Annotated in this window: 8 protein-coding genes; 3 read left to right on the plus strand and 5 right to left on the minus strand. The window is 41.6% G+C overall.

Going from position 1 to position 17,474, the window contains the following annotated elements; translation table 11 throughout:
• Nucleotides 1-2,864, minus strand: a 2,864-nt coding sequence (locus ACX9YW_RS19165; protein ID WP_460349501.1) for an immunoglobulin-like domain-containing protein, incomplete at its 3' end; no start/stop codon positions are given.
• A gap of 391 nt (nucleotides 2,865-3,255) precedes the next feature.
• On the opposite strand from ACX9YW_RS19165, the gene ACX9YW_RS19170 reads away from it, so the two are divergent.
• The gene (locus ACX9YW_RS19170; protein ID WP_460349503.1) at nucleotides 3,256-3,840 is read left to right on the plus strand and encodes a helix-turn-helix domain-containing protein; all 585 of its coding nucleotides are present in this window, start codon (nucleotides 3,256-3,258) and stop codon (nucleotides 3,838-3,840) included.
• Between the two features lie 192 nt (nucleotides 3,841-4,032).
• On the opposite strand, the gene ACX9YW_RS19175 is transcribed toward ACX9YW_RS19170, so the two are convergent.
• Nucleotides 4,033-6,441 (minus strand): beta-glucosidase, encoded by a 2,409-nt coding sequence (locus ACX9YW_RS19175; RefSeq protein ID WP_460349505.1) that lies wholly within the window; start codon nucleotides 6,439-6,441, stop codon nucleotides 4,033-4,035.
• Between the two features lie 358 nt (nucleotides 6,442-6,799).
• Here ACX9YW_RS19175 and ACX9YW_RS19180 point away from each other — a divergent pair, with 358 nt between their 5' ends.
• Nucleotides 6,800-9,055 (plus strand): outer membrane protein assembly factor BamB family protein, encoded by a 2,256-nt coding sequence (locus ACX9YW_RS19180; protein WP_460349507.1) that lies wholly within the window; start codon nucleotides 6,800-6,802, stop codon nucleotides 9,053-9,055.
• Between the two features lie 60 nt (nucleotides 9,056-9,115).
• Here ACX9YW_RS19180 and ACX9YW_RS19185 read toward each other — a convergent pair whose 3' ends face one another.
• A complete protein-coding gene (locus ACX9YW_RS19185) occupies nucleotides 9,116-10,264 on the minus strand; it encodes a PQQ-dependent sugar dehydrogenase (RefSeq protein ID WP_460349509.1) in 1,149 nt (382 codons plus the stop codon).
• Between the two features lie 824 nt (nucleotides 10,265-11,088).
• On the opposite strand from ACX9YW_RS19185, the gene ACX9YW_RS19190 reads away from it, so the two are divergent.
• Nucleotides 11,089-11,559, plus strand: coding sequence for a CcdC protein domain-containing protein (locus ACX9YW_RS19190; protein WP_460349511.1), 471 nt, complete (start codon nucleotides 11,089-11,091; stop codon nucleotides 11,557-11,559).
• Nucleotides 11,560-11,662: 103 nt separating this feature from the next.
• Here ACX9YW_RS19190 and ACX9YW_RS19195 read toward each other — a convergent pair whose 3' ends face one another.
• On the minus strand, nucleotides 11,663-11,935 hold the full coding sequence (locus ACX9YW_RS19195) for a zinc ribbon domain-containing protein (RefSeq protein WP_460349513.1): 273 nt from the start codon (nucleotides 11,933-11,935) through the stop codon (nucleotides 11,663-11,665).
• A gap of 176 nt (nucleotides 11,936-12,111) precedes the next feature.
• Nucleotides 12,112-17,268, minus strand: a complete 5,157-nt coding sequence (locus tag ACX9YW_RS19200; RefSeq protein WP_460349515.1) for an MSCRAMM family protein — start codon at nucleotides 17,266-17,268, stop codon at nucleotides 12,112-12,114.
• Nucleotides 17,269-17,474: the final 206 nt, after the last annotated feature.

Genomic DNA, 17,474 nt, shown 5'->3' on the forward strand with positions numbered 1-17,474 from the left:
AAAGTTACCGTTTGATCTCCTTGAGTATAGGTAGGACGGGTTACTGTACCATCCGCCGATACAAATCCAGTAGCGTTACTGGACCAACTGATGGTTGTTCCATTTTGTCCAGCAGTTTTTAAAACGACATTATTGGTAACAGAATTAGCGTCATCCTGTCCGTTATACCCAATCTCCAACCCAGCCTTATCCAACCCAACCGCTTCTGAATCGCTCATTGGCAGTTTTGGAAGTTTAAGAGTGAACGACTTCGTATCAACTGCGCCATTTTTCGAAATGGTGGCCGTTAAAGATACGGTTTGGTCTCCTTGGGAATAAGTAGGACGGGTTACCTTTCCATCCGATCCTACAAATCCAGAAGCATTACTGGACCAACTGATGGTTGTTCCATTTTGGCCAGTAGTTTTTAAAAGCACATCTTTTGTGACGGAGTTAGCGTTGTCTTGTCCGCTATACCCAATTGCCAACTCAGCCTTATCCAATCCAACCGCTTCGGAATCGCTCATTGGCAGTTTTGGTAGCTTAAGAGTGAACAGTTTCGTTTCAACTGCACCATTTTTCGTAATGGTTGCCGTTAAAGTTACCGTTTGATCTCCTTGGGCGTAGGTAGGTCGGGTTACTGTACCATCGGCCGCTACAAATCCAGGTGAGCTGCTTGACCAACTGATGGTTGTTCCGTTAGGTCCTGCAGTTTTTAATAGTAGATTGTGTGTTACGTTTGTAGCGTGATCGTTCGCTTGATAGCCAATATCTAATGTTTGCTTATCTAAATGAACGGCATCTGCATCGGTTAATCCAAGAGCTTTAACTAGTACAGTGAATGCTTTTGTATCGGTTGCTCCATTTTTATCAATCGTGGCTGTTAGGGTGATGGAAGCATCCCCTTGGCCAGATGTCGGGCGAGTGACAGTCCCGTTCTCCTTAATGATGGACGGATTGCTTGAAGTCCAGGTAATCTTCGAAGTCGGTCCAGTGACACCTGTGTTAGGGAGTTCTATATCTTGTGTGACATGGGTTTCGTCATCCCCATTTGCAAAAATAATCGCAAGCCCCGTTTTGTCAGCTAAAAGGGATTCATTCACATATTCTTGAATCGCTTCATTTAACGCAGCCTGTAAATCAGTTGGCCCAATAAAACCATCTGTAGGGATGCGGGCCGAGAGCTTGTCTCCGATTCGGTCTGCTTCTAACATATTGTCATCGATAATAAAAGACTCATAACCGGAAAGGTCAATTCCAAAATCAAAATCTTGGCCAAAGAGATAGGCAAAGTAAAGCATGATTGCTCCATCTTTTGTTTCATGTAAATTCATGTATGGGGAACGGATATTAATGCCGTCTCCAATGATTTTTTGAAGAGACTGTTTGTCGGCAAATCCCCCTGGTGGCCTATTGTCTATCATATATCGATAGACATAATCTTTATCATTCTTTACGTTTGTAAAGAAAACTTGATGTCCAATCTCTGTTTGAAAAATAAATAATGGATCTGCCGCTTCCATGGCGTCTCTCATTTCGCCAACCGTTGTCGCTTGGTTAAATGGATCCAATGGTGAGCTTTTCACAGACGTGATTGTTAGCAAATACGATTGAGTGCTAATACCATTTTCCGCCAGTACCACTATGGTGATCGGATTGGAACCAACTGCTAACGGAATCGTGACTTTACTTCCACTAGTTGTTGCCACTCCATTGATTGTCATTTTTGCTTTGGAATCAGCCGTTGTGGCTGTTAACTCAACACTATTAGCATTGGCGATGGTTGTCGTATAGTTGGATATAGTCGAGCTAAAGTTCGGTGTCAGCGTACCTGTACTTAATGTCAGGTTGCTTAAATCAGCATTAGATGAAGGAGTATATCCCGGTATTGCTGTTCTTGTGGCGATTAGTCCATAGTGACCTACCGCTACGAATTTGCCGTCCCCGTAATTAACGTTATAAAAGTCCTCTATAGGGCCTACGGTAGTATTGGGGGTCCAAGTTGCTCCATCCATTGAAGAAACAATACGGCCCATTGTGCTAACAATAACAAGTTCTCCACCACTAGAAGCAATGGTAGGGTATTCTAAGCCAATAAACTGGATGTTCCAAGAAACTCCATTACTTGAAGTTAAAAGGAAACCATGTCCGACTGCATAATACTTTCCATTAGAGTACACGGCGCCATATAAAGACTCTGTTGTAGGGACAGATCTTTTCGTCCATGTCATTCCATCAGACGAAGTAAATACGTTTCCATTTTCACCTACAGCGACAAAGAGACCATTTCCATAAGTAACTTTATTTAAAGCACCACCTGGGCTCGTTATCTGACCACTATGATTTGTCCAGGTTTCCCCGCCATCCGTAGATGTAGTAACAACTGGGAATACGTACCCAATATTCCCTACTGCAACTAGTGTATTACCGTTTTGGGCAATAGACATAAGGTTGCTATCGTTACCAGAGACGTTAGATTCCTTTGAGGTCCATGTATCTCCATCGGGTGAAGTATAGATTTGTGCTCTATTACCTCTTCCGGGAATCATTGATCCCGATGCCCCTACTATGATCCATTTGGATCCCGTATAGATAGCATCATAAAATGCATTTGCTGCGTATGGGACAGTGTGCGCAAGTGTTTTCTTCATCCAAGAAATTCCATCTGTCGATTGGGCAACGGTCGTCCCACCACCAACTGCTATCCACTTACCCCCTCCATATGAAACTCCATATAAATCTTCATAGGTTGGTATATTAAATGTATTCCAGTTTGTAATTCCTTGCGTGGCTGCTTTGGTTGTTGGTATGTATTGCATGAGCATCAATAAAACAATAAAAATCGAAAACCACTTTTGTTTGCTTTTCAATTGTGAAAATCTCATCCGGTCTTTTCTCCTCTATAAAAATATGAATTCTTTACTCACAAATAATCGGTTGGTTCCCCCTTAACAAATCTTCAAATTGGTTTTCTGAAACAGGATAACACTAGGAAAAAAGCCCTATTTTAGAATAGTGTAAATATACCATAAATTTATCCTTTTTTGGAAGTGTGAACCGTTGGGAACAATGGTTCATATCATTTGGTTTAGTCGTACGGTTTTCCTGAAAAGGAAGGATTGGATGCTATAGGAAAGTCACCTGTCCTCCCTCCACGGACATTTTCACCCAATTTGTCCACGGGAGGTGCCTGGCACCATATTTAACTCTACGGACCGTTTGTTGCTACCAATACTATATACCTCTAATATGAAAATAGAGCAGGAGGAATGGATCATGGATACACGTAAAGTTGGAGAAGTAATTTACAATTTGCGGAAGGAAAAAGGATTAACTCAGAAACAATTAGCTGATCAAATGAACATTTCTGATCGAACAATTTCAAAATGGGAGCGCGGAAATGGCTGCCCAGATGTTACGTTATTACCCCGTTTATCTACTCTCTTGGGAGTAAATATAGAAAATATTTTAGATGGTGAATTATCGTCGAATGAATTTGTGGGAGGAAATATGAAAAAGTCGAATTATTTTGTCTGTCCGTCATGTCATAATATTGTATTGGCAACGGGAGATATCACCCTATCTTGCTGTGGGAGAAAATTAGAAGCGTTAGATGCAAAGAAAGCCACAGACGAAGAAAAGCTAACAATTACAGAGATGGATAATGAATGGTTTATTTCAAGCAACCATCCGATGACAAAAGACCATTATATATCATTTATTGCTTTTGCTACCGGCGACCGAGTTCAAATTATCAAGCTGTATCCCGAATGGGGGCTACAAACACATATCCCGAAACGTAAACATGGCAAGCTATTATGGTATGATACACAATTTGGTTTATATTATCAGCAGTTATAAATGAAAACCATCCCCATTTATAGTAAAAATCCAGTTTTCCGACCGCTTGGAAAACTGGATTTTATGCATATACCATTTTCAAAATAGTGCCTGTCATTCCAGGAGTGTCAGGCACCAACAATAAACCGTCCTCTCCACACGGACAAATTCACCCAATTTGTCCACGGCAGGTGCCTGGCACCATCAAAAAGCCTATCTACGTGGTTTACCCTTTCCGACTTTGAAGTTCAGCGGAACATTCTTTTCTAACGGAGTGTCTGCTGAAGAACCACCGACATGCACGCGGTACTTTCCGTCTGCGGTAGCCCATTCTCCGTCAGCCCAGTTTGCTAGGTTGTTTGGCTGTTTCGGAATAAAATAAGAAAACGGGTGATTGGAATCAGCAAGATTAATCCGCAGATTCACTCGCTTGCTCTCACCTGGCTCAAGACTAACCTTCTCGAAGTTGACGAGTCGCTTGGACGGCTGTCCTGCCTTGTTCGGCAAGGTCAAATAGACCTGTGCTGCTTCTTTTCCGGCAACTTTACCGGTGTTTGTGATGGTGAAAGACACGTCAATACCCAACAATGATCCTTTATCCATAACCCTCTTCACCTTGAGGTTACTATATTTAAAGGTTGTGTACGACAGGCCATAACCGAATGGGAAGACAGGCTTCACTTTGTTGGCTTCGTACCAGCGGTAGCCCATCTTAAGTGCCTCTGTGTACTGAGCAATTAACTGTTCGGAACCGTTACCGTATGGACCAGGGCCTCCTGGCTTGCCAGTGTCTTGACGGGTTCCAGGGTACTGTTTCTCGGTTGCGAAGGCCGCCTCACGCTCCGTGGCACCGAACGTCATAGGTAACTTGCCAGACGGATTGACCTTACCGTAGAGCAGATTAGCGACGGCATTGCCATCCTCCATTCCCGGATACCATGCTTCGAGGACGGCAGGGACCTTATTCAGCCACGGCATGAGCACCGTACCAGATGTTTTCAGAACCACAACGGTCTTTTTGGCATTGTCTTTTAGAACCGCGTCAATCATCGGCTCCTGCTTCACCCAGTCCTCTCTTGGCGCGTTCTTGTCGAGGGGAACGGCAGGGAAGCCGAGAGTTTCGCGGTCTATGGTCTCACCAGGGGTGTCGCCGATCATGAGCAGTACGACGTCAGACTCGGCGGCTAGCTTGGCAGCAGCCTTTGGGTCACGACCATCATTGTACGTCACTTTAGTGCCATAGCCCCGTTCCTTAATGACATTCTCTAGACCCTGTTTTGGTGTGACCGTGTAAGAGGTCACGACGTTCTCGTTGTTTATCCCAATGGAGCGCGGGGACATCTTGGCCATACCGGCAAACCACTCGACGCCGATCAGTGCGATTGACTTCGGCTTGCCGTCTAGTGGTAGGAAACCGTTAGCATTCTTTAATAGCACGGAACCTTCCTCAGCCATTTTCCGTGCGCTAGCGCCGTTGACATTCAGGTTGACAATCTCCGGTTGGAACTTGTTGAAAGGCACATCCATATGGCCAAACTCAATCATCTTGATATATCGCGGACGAAGTAAATTGTCAATGTCGTTCTCGGTCACCTTCCCCGAGTCAATAGCCTGCTTGATCTTCTCTTGAGTGTAGTACTGTGGTGCCCAGTCGAGCTCGACATTAGTGCCCGCCTTGATGGCAGCGGCCGTGTCGTGAATCGCGCGACGGTCACTCATCACATAACCGTCGAAGCCCCAGTTTCTCCTTAGGGCATCTTGCAGCAGTTCCCAGCTGTCACAGGCATAAGTGCCGTTGACATCTGGGAACGAGCACATCACGGAAGCTGGGTTAGCATCCTTGACGGTCATCTCAAATGGCAACATGTACAACTCATTCATAGCCTTTGAGGGAACCTGGACACCCATCGTCCACCGCTCCGTTTCCTGCTCGTTGCCAGCTAGATGCTTAAGTTGGGCTTGAACCCCTTGTTTTTGGATGCCCTTGACCTGTTCGGTCGCCAGGGTACCCGTCAGGTACGGGTCCTCACTGAAGTACTCATAGTTCCGCCCACCGTACGGATGGCGTACAAGATTCATGCCCGGTCCGAGCATAACATGATGCGCAAAGGCACGTGTCTCCTGGCCTAGAATTCGACCAACCTCATAGTTCAGCCCGCGGTTGAAGGTAGCAGCCATAGCCACGGTGGACGGCAGGCCCGTCGCCACCGGGTCATTATGACACGATCCACCCTTCACACCTGTACCACCGTTGGTCATGCGGATTGTCGGGATACCCAGTTCCTCGATTCCATGAATCTGCCGGCCGGTGTCCTGAAACTCACAACCAGGCAAGGTACCCTCAGGCGGGAATACACCGCTCTGGTACTTATTCGTACCTCCTCTTTTAATAACGACCGGCTCACCTTTGTCGTTCTCATTGAAACGCGAGATGGCGATTTGCTGGATCTTCTGGTCCAATGTCATCGCTTTTAGAAGCAGCTCGGTGCGTGCCTCAGCAGAGAGCTTGGTATCCATCCAAGGCTTGGCCGCCTCCCTTCCATCGTTCATCGCATTAGTAGGCATTACAAACGTAGACATGAAGAGTAATGCTGTTAATAAAATTGAAATCATTCTTTTCATCTTACTATCTCCCTTACATCTAGTTAGGTATTCCTATTGAAATAAGACATTTCATTTTAATATCTCCTTTATACCTAGTTAATTATTCCCATTGAAATCATTCATTTTGAAACTCTCTTTTACTATTCAATTAAGCCTTGTTTTATAGAACACAAGGGCAGATACTGTGTCCCTTATTTTCATGATTTATGGGATGATTAGGCTGGTAGAAACGACCCGTCCACTTGGACCTTACACGAGAGATACCTCAACACAATTGGTACCTAAAAAGGAATTTCCCTTTCCCCTCTACTTTTTAGATAATTTTTTTACTATACGGGTAAATTACAGTAAAAGAGTGGAAAGGGGTGTTAATGAAATGAAAAGAGCAAGTTGGATTTTTTCTTTGTTTTTATGTTTGATGTTGGCCATTGCCGGGTGTGCCAATTCGGACAAGGCGAATGATAAGAAAAAAGAGGAGAATTCTGAAGCAAAAAAGGGCAACGAAGGTGAGGATAGTAAACAGAATACAGAAAATGAACTACCGTCAAACACGCTAGCGGGTAGAAACGCTAAATCTTATCAGCATATGGATTATCCTGCAAAAGTAGCTCCTAAGTTTAGCGCCGCTGAATTAACCAAGGCACCGGCGGGAGATTGGGTAACCAATGGTGGAGATATCAACAATGGCAGGTATTCGCCATTGGACCAAATTACAAACTCTAACGTGAAAAATTTAAAAGTAGAATGGGTGACAAGTTTAGGCTCAGGGAAAGAATTTAAATATTCGGGTGAGGCAACGCCCATTGTTTATGATGGCGTGATGTTTACCATTACAGGTGCGAACGATGTTCAAGCGCTCGATGCCAAAACCGGAAAAATGATTTGGGAATACCGACCAAAGCTGGCGGAAGGATTAAACACCGTGTGTTGCGGTTGGACAAGCCGTGGTGTCGCAGTCGGAGACGGTAGAGTATATGTCGGGCTGCTTGACGCAAGACTTGTCGCCCTAGATCAGAAAACAGGGAAAGTCGTTTGGGAAACGCAAGTAGAGGAATGGGAAAAGGGTTATACCATTACCAGTGCTCCTCTCTACTATGATGGAAAAGTCTACACCGGAATTGCCGGTGGTGAGTATCAAATTAGAGGATTTGTAGCCGCCTATGATGCGGAAATCGGAAGACAAATTTGGCGCACCTACACCCTGCCCGCCCCTGGCGATAAAGGCAGTGAAACGTGGCCGAAAGATACCCGCAACTGGCTAACCGGTGGGGCACCAGTTTGGCAAACACCTGCGATTGACCCGGAATTAGGGATGATTTATTTTGCCACTGGAAACACATCGCCAGACCTTGATGGCAGTAAACGCGAAGGCGATAATTTATTTGCCAATTCGGTTCTTGCATTGGATGCGAATACCGGGAAATACAAATGGCACTTCCAAGAAGTACACCATGATATCTGGGATTTAGATCCTGCCAATCCGGTGGTGCTATTTGATGTAAAAATGAATGGCAAGATGCGTAAAGGGATTGTCCAGGCAGGGAAAACGGGCTGGCTCTACATTTTAGACCGAACCAATGGAAAACCACTTATTGGCATCGAGGAAAAACCAGTGCCGCAAAATAAAAATCAAAAGACTTCGCCTACGCAGCCCATTCCAGTCGGCGATGCCTTTATCCCACAAACCATCACGAAGGAAGATATCAAACGTGATTTGCCAAAGGATTTCAAAGGCAAAGTTGGCGATATTTTTACACCATTCTGGGATACACCGTTGACGCTAAAACCATCGCCACAAGGCGGAGCGAACTGGCCGCCATCGTCTTACAACCCGAACACGGAATTATTCTATGTGTTGGCTAACGATAATTATTTCGCCTACGCCCACTACGGGGAAGAAGAAGAACAGCGATTCCAGGAAGGAAAAGAGTTCATCGGAAGCGTTTGGCAGCCGGTGGAAAAATCCCCTCACCGCGGGACCGTAACGGCACTTGATATTAAAACGAATAAAATCGTTTGGCAAAAGAATTGGGATACCATCGCTTATAGCGGAATTTTAACAACAAAAGGAAATGTATTATTTACCGGCCATAATGATGGACGAATCCTTGCCTATGATGCAACCAATGGCAAGGAGTTATGGGAGTTTATGATGGATGCGGGTGCCAATGCACCGCCGATTACCTATGAAGTGGATGGAAAGCAATATATCTCGATCTATGCCGCTGGAAATACACTAGCTGGTACCAAACATGGAGATAAAATCTACACCTTCTCATTAGAAGGGAAATATGGCTCCTTAAAGGACATCCCGAATGATAAAATCAATGTTTCTTCGGTGAAAAATGCCGATGAAACCGAGAAGCAAGAAGCATCTAATGAAAATAAAAATGAGGAAAAAGCGACCGCAACAGGAGAAAACATTTATACCGGTAATTGTTTAGCTTGCCACGGGAATCAAGGCGCCGGTGGGCATAACGGGCCAAATCTACAGAAGTCCTCGATGGATCTTGATGCCATTATCCACCAAGTTAAAAATGGTGGAGGCGGTATGCCAGCGTTTAAAGATACCTTATCAGAGGATGAAATCAAGGCTGTTTCCGATTATGTCAAGAGCCTCGGCGGTAGTTGAGTTCTTTTTAGAATAAAATAGAAAAGCAATCACCCAAGTTTAGTGGGTGATTGCCTTTTTTTAATCTGTGGAAGCTTTTTTCGTCAATGAGAGGTGAATTAAACGATCATCCTTATCGGTTGGATTCCCCCGATGATCACGGTTACTCGTAATGGTGAAAAGCTCGTTTTTATCCACTAATACATCCCTTAACCTTCCTGCCTCCGTATAAAACTCTGAAAATTCTTTGCTATCCACATCGTAAGTGAAAATTTTCTTACCGGCTAAGGAAGCCACATAGAGATTCCCGTCATGGAAGGCCATTCCCGAAGGAGCCCAGGTCGAATCGCCCGATTGAATCAACGGCTTCACCATACCTGTTGCTTCCATATCCCCTTGAATCACTGGCCAGCCATAGTTTTTGCCGGCTTGGATCAAGTTAATTTCATCATGTCCGGATTCACCATGCTCGGAACTATAAAGGTTTCCCTTATCATCCCACGCCAATCCTTGAGGATTACGATGCCCATAGGAATAAACATAAGAATCCTTAAATGGGTTGTCATTTGGGATTTTACCAGATGTCGTCATTCGTAAAATTTTCCCAGCTAAACTATTTAGATTTTGCGCGTTGTCTTTCTTACCCGTATCACCTGTTGTAGCATAAAGCATCCCATCTGGGCCGATTTTAATGCGACCACCAGTATTGGCCTCACTACCTGGAATATTTTCCAAAAGCACACCGTCTTCTTTCCATGTATTGTCTGCGAGCTTCAATGAGACAATTCGGTTCAACGTTTTGCCGTTCTTTTGGTAGGTGTGATACGCATACGCCTTTTTCGATTGGGCAAAATCAGGAGCTAACGTAAACCCAAGAAAGCCACCTTCTCCCTTGTGATAAATTTCCTTAGAAACCTTCACATTTTGGACATCAACTAAGCCAAGGTCCCCGTTTATCGCAATAACGGACCCTTCCCGCTGACTTAAGAAAAACAAACTGCCATTTTTGTTCACTGTCCACGGGATATACAAATGATTTGCATTCACATTCCCATCATCCGAAACGGAAACTTCAACTGCTTTTTGGGATACTTCTTTTGCATCCTGTCCATAAGAATTTTGGCCATGCCTCGAATCAGTAGCCTCATTATCATCAATCAAATCAACTGCAGACCAAACCCCAACTGTCAAAACTAACCCCAACACAATAAAAATCGTTAACCTCTTCAAAATACCACCTCAAAGTGAAATTATTTCACCTTCAGTGTAGACAGATTTCAGATTATTTAAACAAGTAGGACGTGGGAAATGTCCCGCGTGAATTCTTGTTGCGCGTAAGGTTTGTGTAAAGTTGGCAGTATGCTTGGACAGTTGGAATTTGGTGCTTGAAGATGGTTTTATGTACCTGAAGTTGGTCATATGTGCTTGAAGTTGGTCATATGTGCTTGAAGTTGGTCATATGTGCTTGAAGTTGGTCATATGTGCCCTAAAGTTGGTCATAAATCTCTAGAGTTGGTCATATGTGACTCAAAGTTGGTCATATTATTTTTAAGTTGGTAATAAACCTAAGAAGTTGATCATAACCACAAAAAGTTGGAAATATATTTTCTATCAAACTAACGATTCTAAGGAGAAATCCAGATTATTAGCTACATTTTTCAGATTTTACCCAAAAATAACAAGTTTTCTTTCATTATGCCCCTCAAATTATTCATTTTTACCTACTTAACTTGCAAATTGAACAAAAACAATATTCTCTCTCCCTCTAAAATCACTAAAAAACATTAAATTACCTATTTTATTTTTAGTCCGAGCAGAATCCCCTTCTTCGAAATAGTGCTGTCACCACAGCATCTTTGTCTATTGGACAATCGACCTATCCCCGTGCCCCACCAAAAAAAGGATTTATTCCCCTGTCCATTGAATATTAATTATGCAAATCAAAATCCTTTTAAAGGAAAATATCGTTGATGGGGGTGTGAGAATAAATTTCTACTATATTCTACTAATTTAGATGTGTTATTGAATGATAAGAGATGGAGTGAACAATATTCATGCAATATGGAATGTACGCAATTTTACTTGTTATTTTTGGATTGGTACTTTGGAGAAGAACAAGAGCTATGGTTCGCCCAATTAAAGGTTCCGGTTTGCGAATTTTGCTGCCGCTACTTTATATGTCACCTGCCCTTTCTGTGGTGGTACAACCCACCGTTCACATGACCACAATAGAAATAGTCTTTTCTGTAATATTTGGCACGATCTTATCTGTTCCCTTAATTTATACAACTGGTTACGAAATACGAGAGGATGGGAACATATATGCCAAAAAAAGCATTGGTTTTGTAATTGCTTTGGTCATAGTATTTGTTAGCCGACGAATAGTTAATTACTTTTTACCAGGCATCGATGCTTTGACCTTAAATGCTTTATCAATAATTTCTCTGTTTGTATATGTTGGATTATGGAGAATGATAAGTTTTATGAAATTCAAAAAGGTATATAACTCGCAAGTTGCTATGTAAGTCTGTGGGACACTCGGATAGGTCCAGTGTCCCACTGTTTAGTTGTATGAAGTAGTTCTAGGAAAATGATGTATGGATCAACGGACCTGCCCCCACGTCCCAACTAACGCCAGCGGTCTAATTTTTTCAAGAATTTTTTTGTGTACATTTTATTTAGAAAAAATTTTGCCACTCGATTCATATCTGATTCTTGAAACCTTTTTAAGCTGAATGCATAAAATTCATCGAATGATAAGTCGGCGTGTACCCATTCACCATTCTTGTAACAATAGTGACAGTATTTTTCTGATAGATTCCCATCCTTTTCAGTTCCAAATTCACTTGAAACTTTCATAGGCATTCCACAGCTTTGACACATGTTGGTATTCTTTGCCATTTGTATTCCTCCGAGTTTGTTAAGTTTTGAAGTGATCATATTTACCATAACTAATTAGCCGATACACTTCAATCATATTTCTACAAAATCTAGCACGTAAGGTGCCTGACACCATGGTCACTAAAAAAAGAAAAGACCGTCGCTAATAAAAATCACGACGGTCTTTTAACTTAATTTTAATCTAATAATCTCCCAGGCTGCGGATCAAGGATGATGATTGGATCATGATTACGATTCTTATGACCATCAGGATAGTTAGGTTTGTTTTCTCTCACATCCCGGAGATCAATTAACGTCACATAAAAATAGTCCGTTGCAAATTCAACTTGATTATTTCTGATTTCTAAAATGTAAAAACGGGAAAAATTCATATCAGGATTATCGAAATGAACCATTTGCTTCTTTGTTCCAGACAAGATTACTTTAAAATTACTTCCCGCGTGGAAGTTATAAGCATGACCATTAAGTTGACTGAAATTCCCTTTTACTTCTAAAATCCCGCCAGATAAATAATTGACATGCGAAATACTACTACGCATCACAAAATTTCCTTCAACTTCTACTTCATCCGAATCTCCATTTACCATTTCTAAAATTCCGTTACTGTTACCACGGTCGGCTCGTTCGATTAAATAGTCACCCATTACAACTAATTTGCCGTGGTTAATACGCATTTTCCCGCCACTGTGGGTAAGGTTTCCATTAATGATTAGTTGATGATCATTTAAATCTATTGTGGTTGCATCTAACCTTAAGTCACTATTAATCACTTGGTTTTGGGATAGAGTCCAGTCCATAATGGAAATAGCCTTTACATTAATCCCTTCTGCATAATGCATATTTTTCACACTAATTGGGGTAGCGAAAACAACCCCCTGCGCTGATTTATTTGTAATTTCCAACTCTGCAAGACTGGAGTATTCTGGATTTTCAAATCGAACCGTTTGCTCATTCTCCCCTGACAAAATTACTTTTAATTTATCCCCTACTTGGAAGTTGTAAGGGTATCCGTTTATCTGACTGAAATTTCCTTTAACTTCAATGACCCCACCGGTTAAATAGTTAATATGTGAGGCGTTACTATGCATCACGAAATTCCCCTCAACGAGCACCTCATCCGGATTTGCATCACCATTAACCATCTCTAAAACTCCGCTGCTGTTCGTACCATTTATGCGCTCAATCAAATAGTTTCCTTTGACAATTAACTTCCCGTGATTAAGCATCATTTTTCCATTTGTATGAGTAAAATCCCCATTAATGATTAGTTGCTTACCGTTTAAATCAATCGTCGTCCAATAGGCATCTAACATTAAGTCACTATTAATCACTTGGTTTTGGGATAGGGTCCAGTCCATAATGGAAATGGCCTTTACATTAATCCCTTCTGCATAATGCATATTTTTAACACTAATTGGGGTAGCGAAAACAACTCCCTGAGTCGATTTATTGGTAATTTCCAACTCTGCAAGACTGGAGTATTCTGGATTATCAAATCGAACCGTTTGCTCATTCTTCCCTGACAAAATAACTTTTAATTTATCTCCTACCTGGAAGTTGTAAGGGTATCCGTTTATCTGACTGAAATTCCCTTTAATTTCTATGACCCCACCGGTTAAATAGTTAATATGTGAGGTGTTACTATGCATCACGAAATTCCCCTCGACGAGCAACCTATCCGGATTTTCGTCACCATATATCATCTCTAAAACTCCACTGCTGTTCGTACCATTGAGACCCTCAATCAAATAGTTACCTTTGACAATTAACTTTCCGTGATTAAGCATCATTTTTCCATTTGTATGAGTAAAGTTCCCATTGATGATTAGTTGGTTACCGTTTAAATCAATCGTTGTCCAAGAGGCATTTAACATTAAGTCACTATTTATCACTTGGTTTTGGGATAGAGTCCAGTCCATAATGGAAATAGCCTTTACATTAATCCCTTCTGCATAGTGCATATTTTTCACACTAATTGGGGTAGCAAAAACAACTCCCTGCGCCGATCTATTTGTAATTTCTAACTCCATAAAACGGGAGTATTCTGGATTATCAAATCGAACCGTTTGCTCATTCTTCCCTGACAAAATAACTTTTAATTTATCTCCTACCTGGAAGTTGTAAGGGTATCCGTTTATCTGACTGAAATTCCCTTTAATTTCTATGACCCCACCGGTTAAATAGTTAATATGTGAGGTGTTACTATGCATCACGAAATTCCCCTCGACGAGCAACCTATCCGGATTTTCGTCACCATATATCATCTCTAAAACACCACTGCTGTTCGTACTATTTAGACCCTCTATTAAATAGTTACCTTTAACAATTAACTTTCCGTGATTAAGCATCATTTTTCCATTGGTATGAGTAAAATCCCCATTGATGATTAGTTGCTTACCGTTTAAATCAATCGTCGTCCAAGAGGCATTTAACATTAAGTCACTATTAATCACTTGGTTTTGGGATAGGGTCCAGTCCATAATGGAAATGGCCTTTACATTAATCCCTTCTGCATAATGCATATTTTTAACACTAATTGGGGTAGCGAAAACAACTCCCTGAGTCGATTTATTGGTAATTTCCAACTCTGCAAGACTGGAGTATTCTGGATTATCAAATCGAACCGTTTGCTCATTCTTCCCTGACAAAATAACTTTTAATTTATCTCCTACCTGGAAGTTGTAAGGGTATCCGTTTATCTGACTGAAATTCCCTTTAATTTCTATGACCCCACCGGTTAAATAGTTACTATGTGAGGTGTTACCCTGCATAACAAAATCATCCCGAACAAAGACCCTATCAGCCTTGCTTACCACTACACCGCCAACTACCTCTTCAGCATTCACCATTTGCAAAATTCCTGAGCTGTTGGTTACTGCTCCATTACTTCCAATGGTCTGAATTCGATAACTACCCAATACATTCAATTTTCCATGATTAATATTGACCGTTCCTGCTGATTGAATAAAATCACCATAAATGGTTAGTGAATGTCCATTTAAATCCAAGGTATTTCCAGACATTTTGACTTGATCGTCATTTTCGATCACGACCATATCTTTATCTAGCGTCAGTGGTCGGAATCTTGTTAGTAGCCAAGGGATGTTGATGTTCTTGATTTGCTTATCTCCAATGCTTATTTCGACAGGATCAACGTTTATCAGTAAATCTTTGATTTGACCCTTAATCGTGTATGGACCTGCATCAACGTCGTCAAAGAAATACTTCCCATCGGTACCTGTCGTCATCCCAGCTATTTTTATTCCTTTATCATTAATAAGCTCCAAAGTAGCTCCTTGGACACTTAGTCCATCAGCGTCCCTTAGCGTACCACCGATATCTCCAATTCCAATAATGTCGAAATCAATAGTGGATTGTTCCTCGAGCTTTACGCTCACCGGTTTCTCAGCTCTTCTATAGTCTTTGTGATCGATGACGATTCTGTAATTTCCAATAGGTGTCCTTCCTATCGAATAGTGCCCATTCTCATCTGTAACCGCACTGTCCACCACTTCACCTTGCTCATTCATGATTTTCACGGCAATGCCCGTTACGTTTTGGGAAAATTGATTTTTCACCTTGCCATCAATATAACCGCTCGGGATTAACTGAATACTAAAGTCTCCACTAGTTGAAGTAGCTTTTGCATAGCCGATTGCTTTGTTCTCTACTTTTAAACGGAACTCACCAGAAGCGACCGTTTTTTTCCAACCTTTTAGTTGATTAAAAGTGGCATACACTCTTCCATCCTTGTCTGTCTTTGCGTCGATTTTAACTGGATCAAACAGTTCCGTTCCACTTCTTTTATACAAAGTAAAGGTTACGGATTCATTAGGAATAGGCCACCCCAAATTGTTAGTTAAACGAGCGGAGACGGATAAATCCTCTCTTTCTTTAATCGGCTCAATCGTATTCAGAATTAAATTCGAATCTACTTTAACAAATTGCGGAGACCTTACATCCGGTTCATAAATCATCAAATCGTCACCTGGATCGGAAGTCCAATTATCAAGCCGTTCTGTTGAATTAACATCTTCAGGTTTTTGTGTAAAATTATAAATCTGATTCATGAAAGATCGTATTTCATCATATGGTGACTTAGCGGATGGATAGTAGCCTGGTTTTTGAGATGTAAACGAACGGAAATACCAATCCCAAGCATGCGTATGATACCGTGCTAACTTTTGAGGTATTATTAAATTCAAATCATCAAACGTTGGCCATAACCTTGCATAAGCAACCTTTGGTTTTAGAGAGGTATCATCATTACCAGAAAGTTCATTTAAATTGGTTGATTTGTACCACTCAAAAACGACCCCTTGCTCTTTTAGATCCTGAATGTAATCTCCAATCACATCCACCACTTTTCTTCCGCCCAAATAAGATGGACCATCTTGATTAAAACCTTCCCCAATAATGGCAGCATCAAGCAAGGCTACTCGATCTGGCAGGAGATCAATTTTAGCATTATCTTTCAAAAGTTTGGTCATCCTAACAGCCATTTGGCTCCCTAGTGAATGGCCCGCAAAGCGAATCTCAACACCCTTATCATGGTTAGCCATTGCAGCAACATAGGAATCGTAAAATAGCTCGGCTGCACTCTTGTTTGGAGCTCCGGTAGTGACAAATTCTCCTTTTAAATTCCTCCATCTCATTCCTATATTATCGCCAACAGGTGTCCAAATTTTCCTTTGTGTAAATTCAGGCCTTGTTACTTGAAATAGAATCTGAGAAGGATCATCATCGGCAAATTGATTCCAGTAAAATACCCCTACATTCCAGCCCTTCTCAATCCATTTATCATAAATGAACGCATTCGCCTGTTCCGAATAAGAGGTTTCCCGAAATTGGTTTAAAGAGGTATCCTTCTGCCATCCATGAACATAAATGATCGTTGGCATTAACGGATTATAATAAGTATTTTTGAATCCAGGTTTATATTTCTGTGCCTGATTTCCATAACCATACCAATACAATCCGTAATCTAAATTTTCAAAGAAGTAAGGGTTGAAATTTTTCCATTTCTTAATTTCACTATCGGTTGTCGTTTGACTTCTTCCAAAGTAATATTCAACCCGATATCTTACTTCATCTTCATAGCTCCATCTAGGAGAATCCCTTACCCATTCAATTATATCGACAATTCCATATAGTTGTGGATTACACTCACCAGTATTACCTGAACCATTTGGTACGCGTCCCATAACTTGAAGAACGGCACCTTCTATCAACCCATTACTGCAAATCTGGGCAGCAGAAATGGGAGTTGACCGGCTAGTAAAAAAGCCAATACTAATAAACAACAAAACGACAAAAATCCAAGTTTTTTTCATTCACACCCTCCTTTTTGGTAAATCTATACAAAATTTCAGTTCAATCCACCAGTCTATTTACCCATAAATTTGGAATCGATTTACAGCCCAAAAACTAACGATTCTTAAAAGTTAAACAAATGAATTCATCCCCCTCCATCTAGCCCTATCGAACTAGTAAGATAGTCACGATTACCAATCACTTTCTATTTTATTCCAGCCGTTTC

The sequence above is a fragment of the Pseudoneobacillus rhizolycopersici genome, assembly GCF_054786815.1.